Origin of the sequence: Magnetococcus marinus MC-1 (genome assembly GCF_000014865.1) — a bacterium.
Lineage (GTDB): Bacteria > Pseudomonadota > Magnetococcia > Magnetococcales > Magnetococcaceae > Magnetococcus > Magnetococcus marinus.
Genome location: NC_008576.1, coordinates 4,457,742 through 4,475,746, shown reverse-complemented (window position 1 = coordinate 4,475,746; position 18,005 = coordinate 4,457,742). Strand labels below are relative to the sequence as shown.

The 18,005-nt window shown below is 56.7% G+C and carries 13 protein-coding genes; 7 read left to right on the top strand and 6 right to left on the bottom strand.

Translation table 11 applies throughout. The annotated features are described in order from the left end of the window. Positions 1-4: 4 nt before the first annotated feature. The 4 genes from MMC1_RS18280 to MMC1_RS18260 all read right to left on the bottom strand — a co-directional run bounded on the left by MMC1_RS18280 (position 5) and on the right by MMC1_RS18260 (position 4,111). Positions 5-418, bottom strand: coding sequence for an ExbD/TolR family protein (locus MMC1_RS18280; protein ID WP_011715104.1), 414 nt, complete (start codon positions 416-418; stop codon positions 5-7). After that, on the bottom strand, positions 415-1,026 hold the full coding sequence (locus MMC1_RS18275; RefSeq protein WP_011715103.1) for a MotA/TolQ/ExbB proton channel family protein: 612 nt from the start codon (positions 1,024-1,026) through the stop codon (positions 415-417). The genes MMC1_RS18280 and MMC1_RS18275 overlap by 4 nt, the downstream gene beginning before the upstream one ends. Beyond that, complete coding sequence (locus tag MMC1_RS22435; protein ID WP_011715102.1) at positions 1,019-1,945, bottom strand: energy transducer TonB; 927 nt, start codon at positions 1,943-1,945, stop codon at positions 1,019-1,021. The genes MMC1_RS18275 and MMC1_RS22435 overlap by 8 nt, the downstream gene beginning before the upstream one ends. A 78-nt stretch (positions 1,946-2,023) precedes the next feature. Continuing rightward, positions 2,024-4,111 carry a TonB-dependent copper receptor gene (locus tag MMC1_RS18260; protein WP_011715101.1) on the bottom strand — a complete coding sequence of 696 codons (2,088 nt, stop codon included), beginning with the start codon at positions 4,109-4,111 and terminating at the stop codon, positions 2,024-2,026. Between the two features lie 365 nt (positions 4,112-4,476). On the opposite strand from MMC1_RS18260, the gene MMC1_RS18255 reads away from it, so the two are divergent. The 7 genes from MMC1_RS18255 (at position 4,477) to MMC1_RS18225 (ending at position 15,086) form a co-directional block, all read left to right on the top strand. Then, positions 4,477-5,538, top strand: coding sequence for a YiiX/YebB-like N1pC/P60 family cysteine hydrolase (locus MMC1_RS18255; RefSeq protein ID WP_011715100.1), 1,062 nt, complete (start codon positions 4,477-4,479; stop codon positions 5,536-5,538). 121 nt (positions 5,539-5,659) lie between these two features. Then, positions 5,660-8,002 carry an acyl-CoA dehydrogenase gene (locus tag MMC1_RS18250; protein ID WP_143711464.1) on the top strand — a complete coding sequence of 781 codons (2,343 nt, stop codon included), beginning with the start codon at positions 5,660-5,662 and terminating at the stop codon, positions 8,000-8,002. Further along, the gene (locus MMC1_RS18245; RefSeq protein WP_011715098.1) at positions 7,999-9,315 is read left to right on the top strand and encodes an acetyl-CoA C-acetyltransferase; all 1,317 of its coding nucleotides are present in this window, start codon (positions 7,999-8,001) and stop codon (positions 9,313-9,315) included. Before MMC1_RS18250 ends, MMC1_RS18245 begins: the two co-directional genes overlap by 4 nt. Then, the gene (locus MMC1_RS18240) at positions 9,312-11,465 is read left to right on the top strand and encodes a 3-hydroxyacyl-CoA dehydrogenase NAD-binding domain-containing protein (RefSeq protein ID WP_011715097.1); all 2,154 of its coding nucleotides are present in this window, start codon (positions 9,312-9,314) and stop codon (positions 11,463-11,465) included. Before MMC1_RS18245 ends, MMC1_RS18240 begins: the two co-directional genes overlap by 4 nt. Continuing rightward, positions 11,386-13,152, top strand: a complete 1,767-nt coding sequence (locus tag MMC1_RS18235) for an AMP-dependent synthetase/ligase (RefSeq protein WP_049757751.1) — start codon at positions 11,386-11,388, stop codon at positions 13,150-13,152. Before MMC1_RS18240 ends, MMC1_RS18235 begins: the two co-directional genes overlap by 80 nt. Before the next feature lie 450 nt (positions 13,153-13,602). Then, on the top strand, positions 13,603-14,313 hold the full coding sequence (phoU, locus tag MMC1_RS18230; protein ID WP_011715095.1) for a phosphate signaling complex protein PhoU: 711 nt from the start codon (positions 13,603-13,605) through the stop codon (positions 14,311-14,313). A gap of 365 nt (positions 14,314-14,678) precedes the next feature. Continuing rightward, on the top strand, positions 14,679-15,086 hold the full coding sequence (locus MMC1_RS18225; protein ID WP_011715094.1) for a c-type cytochrome: 408 nt from the start codon (positions 14,679-14,681) through the stop codon (positions 15,084-15,086). 85 nt (positions 15,087-15,171) lie between these two features. Here MMC1_RS18225 and MMC1_RS18220 read toward each other — a convergent pair whose 3' ends face one another. Then, complete coding sequence (locus tag MMC1_RS18220) at positions 15,172-16,704, bottom strand: tetratricopeptide repeat-containing sulfotransferase family protein (RefSeq protein ID WP_011715093.1); 1,533 nt, start codon at positions 16,702-16,704, stop codon at positions 15,172-15,174. 27 nt (positions 16,705-16,731) lie between these two features. Beyond that, positions 16,732-17,610, bottom strand: coding sequence for an NAD(P)-dependent oxidoreductase (locus MMC1_RS18215; protein WP_011715092.1), 879 nt, complete (start codon positions 17,608-17,610; stop codon positions 16,732-16,734). Between the last annotated feature and the right edge of the window lie 395 nt (positions 17,611-18,005).

Genomic DNA, 18,005 nt, shown 5'->3' with positions numbered 1-18,005 from the left:
AGGGTTAATGCCGTCCATCCAACGGCTGCGTGGCAAAGGCCAAGCGGGTAACACCCTTGGCCTTTGCCAGCGCAATGGCCGCCGCAACATGGTCATAGGGGGTCTGCGCCGCCACCGAAAGACGAACCACACACTCAGGTTGAACCGCCATGGACGCCTGTAACCGGGCCTCCATCTGCTCCACTGTAAGGGGCGTGCCATCCAACTGCCACTGCCCATTTTCCAACACCACCCACTCCAAAACCTGACTGGCTTGAAAGCTAGGGGCCGCCACCTGCGGCAGTTTGAGCTGTAGCGCCCGCGCCATCAACGGCGCCGCTATAATAAAGATCACCAAGAGTACCAACATCACATCTACCAACGGCGTGACATTGATCTCATGCAACATGCCATCCTCATCATCCGGTAAACCCATCATGGCCGTAGCCCCTGCCGCATGCTCAACATGACATAGATGCCAATTCCTTCCACATAACCCATCAAGCGCTTGAGCAAACGGACCAGCAGGTTATAACCCAGCAACGCCGGTATGGCAGCAAACAGACCCAAGGCCGTGGCCACCAACGCCTCCGCCACCGGTCCTGCCACCAACGCCAACGAGGCACTATTCTCCGATCCCAGCCCCTGTAACGCATGCATGATGCCCCAAACCGTGCCAAGTAATCCTATAAAGGGGGCGGCCGCCGAAACACTGGCTAAAAAGGATAATCCATTCTCCAAATGTAAACGCCGTGTTTTGAGTAGCTGCCCCAATAACCGCTCTTGATCGCTGTGTTGGGCGCTCGGGTTGCGCTGGTAAAAATCCAGCAACGGCTGGTACAGGGCCAAATCCGGGTGGGAAGCATCCATCTTGCCCTGCTGGCAGACCAAATAACAGGTGCGCATGCGATGCACTAACGTGCTCAGTTGCACCGCCTTATAAAGAATGATGCTCCAGCTCAGCAACGATACCAACAGGAGCAGCATAAAAACCGTACGGACCACGCCGTCAGCATCTTGCCACCACCCAAACCAGAGTTCATGCATGGGGTTTAGCTCCTCTGTTCAGACGAAAATGAATAGGTACCTGCACCGTGGCAGCCACCGCTAAACCGTGCCGTAAGGCGGGTTTAAAAGACCACCGCTTGACCGCTTGGCGGGCCGTTCGGTCCAAAATCAGATGCCCCGAACTTTGCAGGATTGTCACCCCTATCACAAGCCCCGTTTTGGATACCTGAATTTCAAGCAAAACCGAGCCCTGTAGACGCCCATGACGCGCCCTGGGCGGGTAGGCGGGTAGGGGATTGTCTCCATATTGCGGGGGAATATAGGGAAACATAACCGCCGCCGGCCGAGGCGCTGTTGGGGGGGCTGCCTTGCTGGGCCTCTCCGTCACAGGCTTGGCCATGGCCCCGGATGAAGGGAGCGGTGCGACCAACATGGGCTGTGCCGCTGTCACCGGTAACACCACAGGCCGAGCACGGGGTTTAGGTAGAGGGGGCGGCACCACCCTGGGCAGGGGTGGTGCCTGAGCGTGTGCCCGGGGGGTGGCAGGGAGCACGGATTCAGGCACACGCTGTGGGGGCGCAGATGGTGCAAGAGGCTCAGGCACCACCTGGGGTTCTATGGTTTCGGTGACCGGTGGCGGTGGTTCCGGGAGAGGCTCAGGCACCACCTGGGGTTCTGTGGTTTCGGCGACCGGTGGCGGTGGTTCCGGGAGAGGCTCAGGCACCACCTGGGGTTCTGTGGTTTCGGCGACCGGTGGCGGCGGTTCCGGGAGAGGTTCAGGCACCACCTGGGATTCTACGGTTTCAGCCACCGGAGGCAGCGGTTCGGCTGGGGGCTCAGGCCCCACTTGGGGCGCTACGGTGGCGGGCTGTGCAGGTGCTGGTTGAGTGGGCAGATCCAGCAGCACCAGTTGAAAGCTCTCTGGCGCTGGCCTGGGCTGAACCGCTGGGGTTGGCATCGCCAACCCCCACCACACACCCGCATGCAGCAAGCCAGCTCCCAATAGGGCACCCAGTTTGCGCAGCCAAACCAAGGATTAAAACTCAGTACCCAGGGTAAACCATAGGGTGCGGCCCGGCTCGTTCACCTGCAACTGTGTGGCATCAAAGCTGTTGCTTGCATTAAGGTGTTCGGCATAACGCTTATCAAACAGATTGTTCACACCCATTTTGAGGGTCAGGTTGGGCATGGGCCGGTAGGCACTGTAGAGATCCAGCGTGGAAAAACCGGGGGTTTGGTCCGTATCCAGACCGGTAGCCGTGGTGCTGTCGGTATCGGCGCGGGTCTGCTTGGTCACGACCCTTAATTTGCCGCCAAAATCCCACCTGTCTGCCCGATAATCCAGGGTAAAGCCGGCCTCAAAGGGGGCAATCTGGGCCAAAACCTGGTTGCTGGTCTCATTGTGACCATAAACATAAGCCAAGCTCATGCCCCCCACCCAATGGGGATCAAAGTTGTAGGTAAAGGCCGCTTCACCGCCCAGCAGGGTTGCTTCCACGTTGTGGTAGACGGTGGCATTGCCATCGGCCCCGGCGCTATGCTGGTGGTCTTGCAATATATAGTCGTCAACCCGGTTATAAAAAAGAGTGACATCACTCTTGAGCGCTTGCCATTGAATACGGGTACCCACATCCAACTGGTGGTGTTTTTCCGGTTTGATAAAGGGGTTCCCCACCCAGCGACTGTCTGCGCTGGTATTATGGTTGGCTGCCATATAACGCTCGGTGGCATCGGCGGTGCGCACCGTCCGGCTGAGCGCCACATAAAAGTTGCCTTGGTTTCCCCAATAGCCCTGCTCATAGCGTAAAAAACCACCCATATTGTGCTCTGTACTGGCGTCTGTTGACCCCCCATAATAAGTGGTGTAGAGGTCATGCCCACTCAACTTGGCCAACGCCCCCATGGCATCGTTGGGGGTAGCATGGGTTTTGCCTGCATCGGCACGCACATAATCGTAGCGTAGCCCAGCCTTGAGGCGGTTGGTTTCCCCTAGGGGGCGGTCGAGCTGCGCAAACAGCCCCGTGGTGAGGGTGGTCACATCGGGCCAGAGATAGGATTGCAGATTTGTCACCGCTCCAACGGTGCCCCGGTAACGTACGGCATCCCGCTGGTTGCCTTGATGGTCCACCCCAACCTTCCAATCCATGCCCGCATGGTTAAACTGTAGGCTCAGTTTGCCCGTTAAGGTGTCAGAGGTTGAGGGAGCTTGCATATACATGGCCGCAGCGGGTGCGGTGCGCAGGCTGTAGTTATCCATTAAATGCGCGACTTGCGAGTAGGAGATCTGCCCCTCCAACTTTTGCATCACCCCGTCGTGCAGGCCACGGGCAAACTTGAAGCGGGTCACATTATTACGGGTATAGGGGGCGTCCATACCGGCCCCGGCATAGAGCATATCACTGGAATAGCTGGCTTCGTGGGAAAGCTCTACACGGTTTTCGGCATCGGGGGTCCAACCCAGCAGCAGATTACCGGTACTTTCGGTGTAAGAGCTGCGTACCACATTGTTATCGCCATCTTTATAGTCGTTACCATCACTATAGTTACCAATAAAGCGAATAAAAGCACTGGGGGTGCCGCTGGCCATATCCAGATAGCTCTCTAGGGCGTTAATATTACCCCGATAACCTACCCCTGCTTTGCCCCGATAGCGCTCGTCGGCATCAAAGGTTTCGGTTTGGCGATTAAACAGCACCACGCCCCCACTGCCCCCCGCGCCATACTCGACACTCTGCGCCCCTTTGAGCACGGTAACAGAATTATAGCTCTCCGAAGCTCCATAGGCCGAGGGCGGATCCATACGGTTGGGACAGCCCCCATGCACAAAGGCACCATCCAGCACAATGTTCAAACGGGTCTGGTTTTGTCCCCGAATGGAGGGATCCAAACCATGCCCCCCCTTACGGGCTGCTGAAACGCCCGGAATGGTTTTTAATAACTCGCCGCCATCGGCTACCGGACCCTTGTTGCGGTTATCCATATAGAGAATAACCGCGCCATCCTCCTCCAACAGGGTATCTTCCACGGTCAATGGGGCCAGGGTGGTGCTCTGCTGGGCCTGTACCGAGGTGATGGGAAGGGCGAGAAGGGCGGAGAGCATAGCCAGATGAGAACGCGCTTTCATGCAAAGAGGCTCCTTGGGTTGTACGGGGTTGTCTGAACCGTTACCCTTGCGCAACCATTGTACCACTTTAAAATATGTATATATTCAAAAGGATAAAAATATTGATACAACGATTAAGTGGGTCATTAGACCCATTTAATCGGGCATATCACACACTCTTAAAAGGGGGAACAGGGTTACATAAGGTTATGATAATGGCGGCCCAAAGGGAACTTATTAGCAAATGATAATGTCCGACATTAAAACAATGAATAGACAATAGAGCCTGCTTAACAGGACGTTTGAACGCTTGGCTCTGCTGCGGTGTTGTGGTTTCTCCTGCCTGTTTCATGGGTGCGGGGGAGCTTTAGGGGAGGCTAGCCGTCATGACCATCTATCAAAGGTGGATGCGGCGTCTGATCGACTATTTGATGGAGGAACGTGCACCCGAGGGTTTGCCGGTCTGCAATTTTCAGCGTATACGCACCGAGTTGATACCGGGTGATGTCATATTGGTCGAGGGACGTAGCCGCATTGCAGAGGTTATCAAGACCATTACCCAAAGCACATGGTCCCATGCGGCCCTATTTGTCGGGCGATTAAATGATATAAGGGATGCCGCTTTGCGTCGTCAAGTGGCCGCGCACTATGAAGGCGAGCTAGACGAGCCACTGCTGATTGAGGCGCTGTTGGGTAAAGGTACGGTGGTGACACCCTTGCAAGCCTACCGGGATGACCATTTACGCATCTGTCGCCCCCATGGTTTGAGTGATCGAGATCGGGATCGTGTGGTGTTGTACGCGATTGCCCGTTTAGGGTTTGATTATGATATAAGGCAAGTTCTTGATCTAGGCCGATTTTTATTGCCTTACAGCATTATACCCCGGCGTTGGCACTCATCCCTGTTTGTGCACAATGCGGGGGAGGTTGCTACTACCGTTTGTTCCACCATGTTGGCCGATGCCTTTGGTTCGGTGGACTATCCCATTCTGCCGATCATCAAGCGGGATGCGCAGGGTAATCTTAAACTGTTTCGGCGTAACACACGTTTGACCATGCCCCGGGATTTTGACCATTCTCCCTATTTTTGGGTGGTTAAATATCCCCTGTTGGGTGAGGCCGATGGCTACCGCACTCTGCCGTGGGATACGGAAGGGTGGATCTGTAATGGAGCCCGTGAGTGTTATCCGCCGGGTACGGAAATTTTAACCCAGGAGCAGGCTTGGCGGCCTGCACACTGGGCCGAGGGGCAGATGCGTAGTTGGTGGCAAGAGACCCTCTTACACCTGCCCTATATGGAGCGCCCACCATGGTTGGCGCTGCATTGGGATGACAACGATGAGGGCGGTTGGAGCCGTGTTCTGCACTGGCTACACCGCACCCAACATCAGCTACGGGATTCGGTGCAGGGTCAGCGTGGCGGTAAGGAGAAGCAGAGCGTCAAATAGGGGCACGGTGGTTTGTTTTAAACAAAACCACCGGTTGGGGCATGAGGCCGCAGCAGCTCTGTTTGACCATGACCGCGCCAGAGAAGCCGGACCCCATAGCAACCGAGCATGGGAGGCAATCATGAACATGTGGCTATGGCTTGTGGTAATACCGCTGCTCACGCTATTTCTGGTGATCAGCCTACCGATGTTAAGACGTCGTTTGCTGTCGGGACCCATCATGGCGTTGATGCAAGGTGCCATGCCGCCCCTTTCCCAGACCGAGCGCGAGGCGCTGGAGAGCGGCACCGTTTGGTGGGAGCGGGAGCTCTTTTCTGGGCGGCCCGATTGGTCCAAGTTGCAAAATCTGCCCGCAGACACCTTGAGTAAGGAGGAGCAAGCCTTTCTGGAGGGTCCAGTCCAGCGGCTCTGCGCCCGTTTGGATGAGTGGCGTATTAAGCAAGAGGAGCACGACCTGCCCGCCGACCTCTGGGAGATGCTTAAACAAGAGGGCTTTTTTGGCATGATTATCCCCCGAGAATATGGGGGATTGGGCTTCTCGGCGCGGGGTCATTCGGCGGTGATCACCAAGATTGCCAGCCGCAGTGTTACCGCAGCGGTAACGGTGATGGTGCCCAACTCATTGGGACCGGCGGAACTGCTGATGCGCTATGGTACCCCTGAACAGCAGCGTTACTATCTACCCCGTTTGGCCAATGGGCGCGAGATCCCCTGTTTTGCCCTTACCAGCCCACGGGCCGGTAGCGATGCGGGGGCGATTCCAGATACCGGTGTGGTATGTCGGGGTAACTTCCGGGGTGAGACGGTGGTGGGTATCCGCCTCAATTGGGATAAACGCTACATCACCCTAGCACCGGTGGCCACCCTATTGGGGCTGGCTTTTCGGCTCTATGATCCAGATAACATAATGGGCAATATACGGGATCTGGGGATAACTCTGGCATTAATTCCCACCCAAACCGCCGGTGTCTCCATTGGCACCCGGCATGACCCCCTGGGGGTTCCTTTCCTCACCGGTCCGACCCGTGGTCACCAAGTTTTTATCCCCATGAGCTATTTAATTGGCGGCGAGCAGGGCATTGGCCAGGGTTGGCGAATGTTGATGGCGTGCCTCTCTGAAGGGCGGGGTATCTCATTGCCTGCGCTCAGTGTGGGTGCGGCCAAGCTGGCGGCGCGTAGCAGTGGCAACTATAGCCGGGTGCGCAAACAGTTTGGGCTCGCCATAGGCCGGTTTGAAGGGGTACAAGAGGCGCTGGGCCGGATTGGTCTGAACGCCTATCGTATGGAGTCTGCCCGCACTCTGACCGTAACCATACTAGACCAAGGTGAGCGCCCCAGTGTGGCGGCGGGTATTGTTAAGTATCACCTAACCGAAGGGATGCGCCAGACCATCAATGATGCCATGGATATATGGGGGGGTACCGCCATCTGTCGGGGTCCCCATAATTTACTGGCGCACGCCTATCAGGCTATTCCCATCGGCATCACCGTGGAGGGGGCCAATATCCTGACCCGTACCATGATGATCTTTGGACAAGGGGCCATTCGTGCCCACCCCTACCTGTTGCAAGAGATGGAAGCGGTCACGGGGCAACAGCCGGTGGCAGAGCGAGTCATTGCCTTTGACCGGCTATTATGGGCGCATGTGGGTTACACCATGATGAATGGTCTGCGGGCTCTGGTTTATGGGCTGTTGGGGAACGCTGGTGCCGCAGCCCCACAAGGGGTGTGCGCTACCGAACGCAAGTGTTACCAACGCATTAGCCATTGGAGTGCCGCCTTTGCTTTTATGTCGGACCTCGCCCTGGCGCGGTTGGGGGGGTCTCTCAAACGGCGTGAATCACTGTCGGCGCTGTTGGGGGATGCTTTGAGCCATCTTTACATGGCCAGTGCGATTCTGCATCGCTACAGCAAGGATGGTTCCCCGCCCCAGGATCGCCCCATCATGGAGGCCGCCCTAGAGGATAGCCTATTGCAGGTGCGTCAAGCGCTGGTGGAGGTGGTGCGTAACTTCCCCGATCCTGTGGTGGCGCTGCTCATGCGTCTGGTGGTGTTCCCCACCGGTTTAGCCCAACGCCGTTTGCCCCAACACCATTTACACCGGGTGGCAATCCTGATGCAGCAGAGCGGTCCGGCGCGTGAGCGGCTGACGGCGGGGATCTATCTGGGTGGCGGGGATGAAGGGGATTCCATGGCTGAGTTAGAGGCGGCCTTTATCGCCACCGAACGCAGTGACGAAGCTGAGAAACGCTTGATCCAGTGGATGAAGTCCCGACGTTGGGATCCCATCCTCAGCAACGGCATGCATGTACCGGAAGGGTATCTGCAAAGCGCCGTGCAGGAGGGGGTGATCTCGGAACTGGAGGCCAAACAGTTGGATGATACCCTAGAGCGCCGTATGCGGGTGGTGCGGGTGGATGAGTTTCCAGCGGTCTGTTGGTTGGGAGAGGAGGTGGCAGCATGAAACCCACCGAGCAAAACAAGATGCAACCGGTCTATGTGATTGATGGGATGCGTACCCCTTTTCTCAAAACCACAGGGGGGCCAAATCCTTTCAGTGCGGCGGATTTAGGGGTGCAGGCGGGGCGTGCGTTGTTGATGCGGCAACCCTTTCATGCGGATGCCTTGGATGAGGTGATTTTGGGCTGTGTCTCCCCGGCGGCCGATGAGGTGAATATTGCGCGGGTGGTAGCCTTACGGCTGGGGTGTGCGGTGCGCACCCCAGCGTGGACGGTGCAGCGCAACTGTGGTTCGGGCATGCAGGCGTTGGATACGGCGGTGCGGCGCATTGGCCGGGGTGAGGCGGCGTTGATTTTGGCCGGTGGGGTGGAGGCAATGTCCCGTGCGCCGTTGCAGTTTAACAGCCGTTATAGCCGTTGGATGGGGCAACTGGTGCGCAGTCGTACACCGTTGGCCAAGTTGCGTACCCTGCTGGGGTGGCGTCCCGGTTTTATGGCACCGGTTATCACGCTATTGAAGGGGTTGACCGATCCCACCACCGGCCTCTCCATGGGGCAGACGGCGGAGAATCTGGCCTACCGCTTTGGTATTGAGCGGGAGAGCATGGATGCCTATGCGGTGCGCAGTCATCAACGGGCGGCGGCGGCGTGGGAGGAGGGGCGCATGGCCGCCGAGGTGACGCCGCTCTACGATGCGCAAGGGCAGATCTACGCCCAGGATGATGGCATACGGCCCGATAGCCAGGAGGAGAAGCTGGCCAAGCTTAAACCGGCTTTTGAACCGCCCCATGGCCGCATCACAGCGGGCAACAGTGCCCAGATTACCGATGGCGCTGCGCTGCTGCTGTTGGCCAGTGAGGCCATGGTTGAACACTACCAGCTTACCCCGTTGGGCAAGCTCTATCCGGCCCAGTGGGTGGGGTTGGCACCGGAGCAGATGGGGTTGGGACCAGCCCACGCCATCGCGCCATTATTGCAAGAGCTGGAATGGGATATGAGTGCCATTGATCTGTGGGAGATCAACGAAGCCTTTGCTGCCCAGGTGATGGCCTGTAGTGAAGCACTGGCCGATGGGGACTATTGTGCCCAGATGTTGGGGGTGGATCATGCTCTGGGGCATATGAATCCTGCCCGTCTTAATGTGGACGGTGGCGCGGTGAGTTTGGGCCATCCGGTGGGGGCCAGTGGTGCCCGCATTGTATTGCATCTGCTGCACGCCTTGGGGCAGCGCCATCTGAAACGTGGTATTGCCGCCCTCTGTATCGGTGGGGGGCAGGGTGGCGCGATGCTGGTGGAAGGCATGGGAGGTCCGTCATGAAAACGCCGAGCTGTGTAGGATATTATTGGCATTGGGAACGGGATGATGCAGGGGTAGTGTGGCTCACGGCGGATCAACCGGAGCGCAGCGCCAATCTGCTCTCGCGTGGGGTGTTGGAAGAGCTGAACACCCTTTTGCTGCAACTGGAAAAATGGGCACCGGCAGCCTTAGTGATTCAGTCGGCCAAACCAGCGGGTTTTTTTGCCGGGGCGGATATTCAGAGTTTTGCAGAGATGCAGCACCTGCATGAGGCTCAGGCGCTTATTGCGGCGGGCCAACGGGTGATGGATCGTCTGGCACAAACCCCGTATCCAACCCTAGCCCTAATCCATGGTCACTGTATGGGGGGTGGGCTGGAATTGGCATTAAGTTGTGACTATCGCATTGCCTGCCAGGATGGGAACACCCGTATCGGCTTGCCCGAGGTGCAGTTGGGGATCTTTCCCGCTTGGGGTGGTACCTGGCGCTTGACCCGCGCCATTGGTGAGCTGCCCGCCATGCAGATGATGCTCAATGGGCAGCTGCTCCACCCCAAACAGGCGTTGCAGTTGGGTGTGGTACACGAACTGTCGCCGCAACGGCTCATGGTACGAGCCGCTCGGGATATGCTCAGCCATCCCCCCAAGGCGCGACGGCGTAGCCTGCTGGATCGGCTCTTGAGTCGGCCCACATGGCGCTGGGTGGCGGCGGCGGTGATGACCCGCCAAGTGAACAAAAAGGCGCCTTTGGAACACTATCCAGCCCCTCACGCGCTGCTCAAGCATTGGCGTTTGAACATGGCGGACCATGGGCAAGCGATGCTGGGTGAACAGCAGGCGGTGGCACCATTGATGGGCAGCCACACCACCCAACAGTTGGTGCGTTTGTTCCATCTTAAGGATCGTCTGAAGGGTTTGGCAAAAACCGCTGATGGTGCCATCCCCCGCCATGTGCATGTGGTTGGGGATGGGGTGATGGGGCGGGCCATTGCGGTGTGGTGTGCCTTGCAGGGTATGCAGGTGTCGCTGCAAGGGCTCTCCACCGAGCTGCTGGGGCGGGCGCTGCAAGAGGCCACTCAACTGGCCCGCAAAAAACGTTTGGATAGGCTGGCCACGCGGGATTTGTTGGATCGCTTGATGCCCGACCAGCGGGGCGATGGGGTGTGTCATGCGGATCTGGTCATTGAGGCGATTTTTGAGGATGTGACGGCCAAGCAGCAGCTCTACGCCGCGCTGGAGCCGCGTATGCGCGAGCATGCCTTGTTGGCCACCAACACCTCGGCCATACCACTACAGACCTTGGCCCAGGGCTTAAAACGTCCCCAGCAGCTTTTGGGTTTGCACTTTTTTAATCCTGTCGCACGTATGCCGCTGGTGGAGGTGGTGGAGGGTCCCCAGACCAGCATGCAGGCGTTACAGATGGGTTATCGCTTTGTGCATGCGATCCAACGTTTGCCGCTACCGGTTAAGAGCCGTCCGGGATTTTTGGTCAACCGTGTGTTGATGCCCTATCTGATGGAGGCTGTGCGCATGGTGGATGAGGGGGTGGATATGCGCCGCATTGATAAAGCGGCCATGGACTTTGGTATGCCCATGGGGCCGTTGGCGCTGGCCGATGCGGTGGGGTTGGATGTCTGCAAGGCGGTGGCACGGGAGCTGGTGGGTAGTGTGGGTGGCGGTGTACCGCAGCGGTTGTTGGAGCTGGTCAGTGCCGGTCAATTGGGGCGCAAGAGCGGTGCGGGTTTTTACCGCTATGGGCGGGGACGGGCCAAGCCGGGCAGTCGGGGACGCGCCTTTATGGAGGAGCGGGATATTACCTACCGGCTGATATTGCCCATGCTTAATGAGGCTGCGGCCATTTTACAAGAGGGGGTGGTGGCGGATGCGGATCTGGTGGATGCAGGCATGGTGTTCGGCACTGGCTTTGCGCCCTTCCGTGGGGGGCCTATGGCTTATGCGGCCCGCACCGGAGAGGTCTCCATCATCGCTCTATTTAAGGAGTTAGAGGCGCACTTTGGTAGCCGCTTTGCCCCCCATAGTGGGTGGATGGCGCCCAGCCTGAGGCGTTGGTTACAAGAGAGGGAGGCGCGTCATGTGGATGCATCATGGCACCGATCTGATACCGTTACAGCAAACACCCACCCTACCGGACCTGTTCCGCATACGCTGTGAGCGGACGCCCCAGGGTATCGCCTATTGGCAGTTTGCCGAGGATCGCGCCCCCCGTTGGGAGCCGCATACTTGGCAGCAAGCGGCCCGGCAGGCGGCGCAGTGGCAAGCGGCGCTCAGAAATGAGCGGCTAAAGCAGGGCAGTCGGGTGGCCATCTGCATGCCCAACCGTATGGAGTGGGTGCTGTTCGATGTGGCGGCCATGAGTTTGGGCTTGGTGGTGGTGCCACTCTATCCCCACGACCGGCCCGAAGCGATGGTCTATATCCTCAAGGATGCCGGGGTTAAACTGTTACTGGTGGAGGATGAGCGCCAATTGCAGAGCTTAAAGCCCCACTTGGCTCAGTTAAGGCAGCTTAAGCGCGTGGTTGTATTACAGGGCCACTGTAGTGAAAGCTGTGGGGATTGTGTGGCGGCTGGAGATTGGCTACCCCAGGGTAAGCAAACTTGGTTGCGAGTGGCGGGGGCCACCGATCCCCACGGTTTGGCGACCTTGGTCTACACCTCGGGCACCACCGGTCCACCCAAGGGGGTGATGTTGAGCCACCGTAATCTCCTCTCCAATGCCTCAGCGGCGCTGGCGCGGATACGGGCCTATACCGATGATCGGTTTCTCTCTTTTCTACCCCTCTCCCATGCGTTGGAGCGCACGGCGGGGTGTTATCTGCCCATGATGGCCGGTTGTGAGGTGGCCTTTTCACGGGGTATTCCCTACCTTTCTGAAGATCTGGCGGTGATGCAGCCAACCGTACTGATTTCGGTGCCCCGCATTTTTGAGCGCATTCACGGCGAGGTACAGGCCAAGTTGCAGCATGCCCCAGAGTGGAAGGTGCGACTGTTTCAGCACACTGTGGAGAGTGGTTGGGACCATTTTGAACACCAGCAAGGGCGTAGGGGGTTGCACCTTAAAGGTTTATTATGGCCCCTCGTTAAGCCCTTGGTCGCCCATAAATTGCTCAAAAAATTGGGGGGTCGTCTGCGCCTAGCGGTGTCGGGGGGGGCTGCATTAGATCCCCACATCTCGCGATTTTTCCTGGGTCTGGGCTTGCCATTGGTGCAGGGCTATGGTTTGACGGAAACAGCCCCGGTGGTGAGTGTCAACACCCCTGGGGATAATGAGCCCAGCAGCGTTGGACAACCCCTGCCGGGTGTACAGGTGCGCATCGACGCGCAAGGGGAGCTCTGTGTAAAAGGGGCCAGTGTCATGAGCGGTTATTGGCACAATCCCAGGGCAACCCGCCGAGTGATTGATCAAGAGGGGTGGTACCACACTGGGGATAAAGGGGAGCTGGATGCGGCGGGCCACATTAAGGTGGTGGGGCGGTTAAAGGAGATTTTGGTGACAGCCACGGGCCGCAAAATCCCCCCTGGGGATGTAGAAGGGGCAATTCTTGCGGATCCGCTGTTTGCGCAAGTGCTGGTGGTGGGGGAGGGTTATCCCTATTTGGCGGCGTTGGTGGTGCTTAATAGCGAAATCGCCCAGGGTGTGACCTTGGATGAGATGGCATTGGTGGCGCGTATGAACGACCGGTTGCATCGTTTTCCCCGCTATGCGGAGATTATGCGGGCCGCCACGGTGGCGCCATGGACGGTTGAAAATGGACTGTTAACACCGACATTAAAGGTAAAACGTACGGCTGTCATACAGCAGTATCAGGATGTCATTGCCCAGCTCTACGTTGGGCACTAAGGGACCAGCCATCAGGGAGGATGGTTTGGGGCAGGGCGGGATGCGGACGTCGATGCCTCCCCGTCACGTGTCTCACAACTGCAAAGGGCGCAGCTCTCATCGGGCTGCGCTCTTGTGGTGTGGGGTGTAAAGGCGTACATCAAAGAGAGGGCGCGATGCAACCGGTGCAACAGTTGGCCGTGCTGGCATAGAAAAGTGACTTACAGGAGCAAAGTGACATTTTTCTGTCGACATTGTGAAATTTGTGTGACATTATAAAGTCTATTCAGGGAACAGAAGCTTGCGGAAATGGTTGGATAAGCCAATATAAGACCATGATTCGTGTATCTTAAAGGCTTTTGTGGATCTGGTTAAGGGAAGGCAGATCAAACCCAATATGATTTTGCCACATAGTGCCACATTAGAGGAGGTGAGGAATCCCTCCCTTGAAAAAGCCAAGGAGGCCAGCCGATGAATGCGCCTTTAGCAAAACACACCTTTCGCGTGGTAGACAGCGATTTGGTCGAGATTGAAAACCATATTCTGCGTATGTTGGCGCAAGTAGGCCAGCAGTTAGATAGTGTGATTGAGGCTCTGCGTGGTATGCGTTCAGAGTTCTCCGATGGTGTGGTGGTGGAGGATGCCAAGCTCACCACCATGTTAACCGAGGTGGAGCGCTTGGCGCTGCGTTTTATCGCGCTGCGCCAGCCGGTCGCGGTGGATTTACGCGCCACGGTTGCCGCCATGCGCATGGCCCACCATCTGGAGCGGATGGGGGATTATACCAAAGATGTCGCGCGGCGGATTCACACCCTAAGCAACCAAAACCTCAGCTGCACCATTGAGCCCGTCATACAGATGGCCGTGCGTCTGGCGGAGGCGATTAAGGATAGCGTGGTTGCTTATACCAACCGGGACGTGGGTAAAGCGTTACGGGTATGGAGTGGGGATGAAGAGATTGATTTGCTGAACAATGCGGCGTTTAGTGAAACCTTGCAGCATATGTCAACCCACAGCCAAGAGGTCATCGGGGCGAGCCACCTGCTGTTCATGGCGCGGGATATGGAGCGTCTGGGTGATCATCTTACCGATGTGGTAGAAGATATCTACTTTATGATCACGGGCGAGCCTGTACGTGAGCCCCGGCCCAAAGCGGATGCCACCCCCCACATGATGGGTTAGGGCCAATCCTAACGGGTAGTGCAAAAAAGACCACCTTGAAAAAAAAACGAGGTGGTCTTTTTTTTGGAGCGTGCTGGGCAACAAAACAGCTCTAGCCTTTACATAAAATAAGATAAGGCGGTGTTAAAGAGGATGTGTTGAATAAAAAAATGCCCTTCTCTATAACATGCCTGGATACCACAAATAGATGTGGTAGAATAATGGCTTAAATGGATGGATTGTGGCTGCCAAAACAGAAAATGTGGCGTCAGTTAGCAGGCTAAGCCCCCTTTTTTGTTGGCCCAAAGCAACAAATGGGCTAGAATCCGCAACTCAGGCTCAACAATCTGACTCTACATTTCCGTAGTTTTTGGAGGAACTTAGACATGAAGTTTTCCCACATTGCCCTCGCCGCTGCGTTGACCGTTGTTGGTTTCGCTGGTTCTGCTCACGCTGCCGATGACGCAGTTATGAACAAGTGCCGCGCTTGTCACACCTGGGAAGCGGGCAAAAAAGGCAAGCAAGGTCCCAACCTGTTTGGTATCGTAGGCAGTGCTGCTGGTAGCAACGCTGATTTCAAATATAACAAGAGCTCTGTGCTGCCAGACGTTGGCGCTAAGGGTGTGGTATGGGACGCCGCTCTGATTGACGAGTATCTCCAAGATCCCACCAAGTTCTTGCAACGGGTGTTGGGCGATGCCAAAGCCAAGTCCAAGATGACCTTCAAGCTCAAGGGTGCGGATAAAGCCGATGAGCGTGCTGCGATCATTGAGTTCCTTAGCAACAATAAGTAAGCTCTCTTTGTTTTGAGCCTGCTAAGATAAAAAAGGCCCAGCCCCTTCGGGGGTTGGGCCTTTTTTATTATGGGGTTGCATAGCTTTATCGGCGGGGTGCCACCGTGCTGGGTTTGGTAAAACCCAAATAGTGGGCATAGGGGTCGAGCAGGGGTATGAAAGGGCGCAGATAACTATGAAAAACCGGCCATAATGCCACTTGACGGCTATGTAGCGGGGGGGCTTCGGGCAGGCTGCCCTGGGCATTAAACAAGCGCCGCATGGGCACGCCCCGGTAGCGGTGGATGGCGTCATCCCAGGGAATATTCAGTCGGGTTAAGAGGGTCTGCACCGCCATGGGCATGTTTTCGACGATGGACTCATAGCGCAGGGTGTGCAGGGTAGCAGGCTGTAGGCGCAGCGAGGCGTTTAAGAGATTCATCATGGCGACATAAAGCGCGACAGCCTCGTGCAGGGAGCGCACCATCACGGTTGCGGGATCATGGGCGTGGGTGTGACGGATAAAGCATTGTAGCGCTGCATCCATGGGGTGACGGGTGAGGTGAATAATGGCGGCATGGGGGAAAAGTCGCTGGATCATGGGCAGATCCAAAATATGCAAGGGGTGCATATCCACCAAAGTAGCGGGGGCTGGTAGCGCCCCGATAATGCGCTGAACATGCTTGAAGTAGAGTTGACGCATGGCCGCCAGCGTAGGCGGGTCCAACTGGGCCAAACCGCTGGGGTAGCTATGGGGGGCCAGCCGCTCAACCAGGCTGCTGGGCAGGCGATAGCCACTCATAACCACCAATCGGGGGTGGGCGGCCAACATCTGGCTGAGCAGGGTAAAGCCGCTGCGGGGATAGCCCATGATAAAAACCGGCTGTTTGCCTGGGGCTGCGATGGGCGTGGGGTTGGGTGGCGGTAAGGCTGCGCTCCACTGCGCCAGTTGGGGGATAAGTTGCTCGGCACGGGGGCTCTCGCTCGGTTGGGCGGTCAAGTGTTGCAGACGGTTTGCTTCGCTATAACTTTCAAAGGCTTGTTGATAACGTCGGGCATCCTGTTGCAAGTGCCCCAGCTCAAAATAATAGTCCACCCGTTGAGCCGGCAACATACTGGCTGTGGAGAGTTTTAACAGCCGCTTGGCCCCTTGGTCTGGCTGGTTGCGCATGGCATCACAGCGGGCACGGATCATGGTGGCCTGAAGATGATCGGGTTTCAGGCTTAAGGCGCGGTCGGCGGCGCTTTCGGCCTCGATATAGCGTTTTTCTTGCTCGGCCAGTTGCGCCATACTCAGATGGGGTTCTGGATTGGTGGGATCAAGGATGGCGGCCTGTTGCCAACATTTTTCCGCTTCGCTGCTGCGCCCCTGTTTAGCAAGAGTATGGCCCAAGGCGAGGTGACCTTGACCATCCTCAGGGTGGGCGGCGATGGCCATGCGCGCCAGTTTTTCACTCAGTGGCAAATCTCCGCGTTGCCGTTGAATCTGCGCCATAAGAGATAGGATGGCGGCATCACCCGGTGTGCTCCTTAGTGCTCGATCCAGGATATTCCACGCGGTAGGCAAGCGGCCACGTAACAGATGCTCTTGGGCATCCTGGAGCAGTTTGAGCCGTTGGGTCGCGGGGCTGGAGATCATGTAAACCTGCGGCATAAGGGTTTGGGTTTATGGGGTGTCGATGCCTTTTTCCAGCACCTGTAAGATTGCAGCAATATCCAGACCACCCAGGCCCTGCTGCATGGCTTGGGCATAACCTTGACGTATGGCATCCCCCGCAGGCAGGGCGACATGGTGCTCAAGGGCTTGCGCATGGATTAAATTAAGATCCTTATAGAGAAGATGGAGGGGAAAGTGGGGCTCAAAATCGCGGTTTAAAAAGGCCTGCCCCTTCATACCTAGGATGGGGGCGAACAGCACACTATTTTTAATGGCATCCATGAACAGTTGATCCTCTAGGCCACTGTTGCGCACCAACAGCAGGCTTTCGGCCAGGGCTTGCACCATGCCGGACATTAACAGATTCATGGCCAGTTTCATGCGGGTGCCATCCCCCACCGCGCCACACGGGATCACGGCACTGCCCATGCTTAACAACAGGGGCTCGCAGCGCTGTATGACAGCGTGATGCCCGCCCGCCAGAAAGACCAATTTACCTGTTTGTGCCGGTATTTTACTGCCAGAAACAGGCGCGTCAAGAAAAGCGCCGCCTACCTGTTCCACCAGAGTGGCCGCCTGCTGACTGGCTTCCACCGAGACGGTACTGGCGTTAATCACCACCTTGCCGGTTAAATCCGCCGAACATACACCGACGGGACCTTGCAGCACTTCGAGCAAGGCGGCTGGGTCGCTGACCATAATCACCATATAATCGCTCTGGGTGGCCAATGCTTGGGGTGTTGCTGCGGTGGGGATCGACCGATCAATAAAGGGTTTTAGTCGAGCATGCCCTCGGTTATATACACATAATTGGTATCCTGCATGGTGGCAGCTGTTGGCCATGGCAGAGCCCATAATACCAAGTCCTATGAATCCAATCTTTTGCATGAGTTACTCACCTGTTGGTTAATGTGAAGATCATCCCTAGCATAATGCTGAAAAGTGCAGGTAAAAACAGTTGAAAGCAACATTTACCGCAAAATCTTACACCTATAGAAAATTCATATTTCCGGATGGATATAAAAGTGTGTTACCCTAGCGGGCTTCTGGATATGCGGTTGTGTATATTGATTAATCAATTGAATATTCAGATAAAAGCAACGATCCAGTGAACCCTCGAAGCAAGGGTTGTCTGTCTTGGGCAAGCGGGGTGGGTGAATACGGCATTTCAAGCCAATCTTTTGTAAATACAGCCATTTGTATGTGTGCTGCATATCACAATTAAATTGTGTATGATACTCAGCAAATTACCAATGGGGAAACTTACTTCGCATGGGACACTC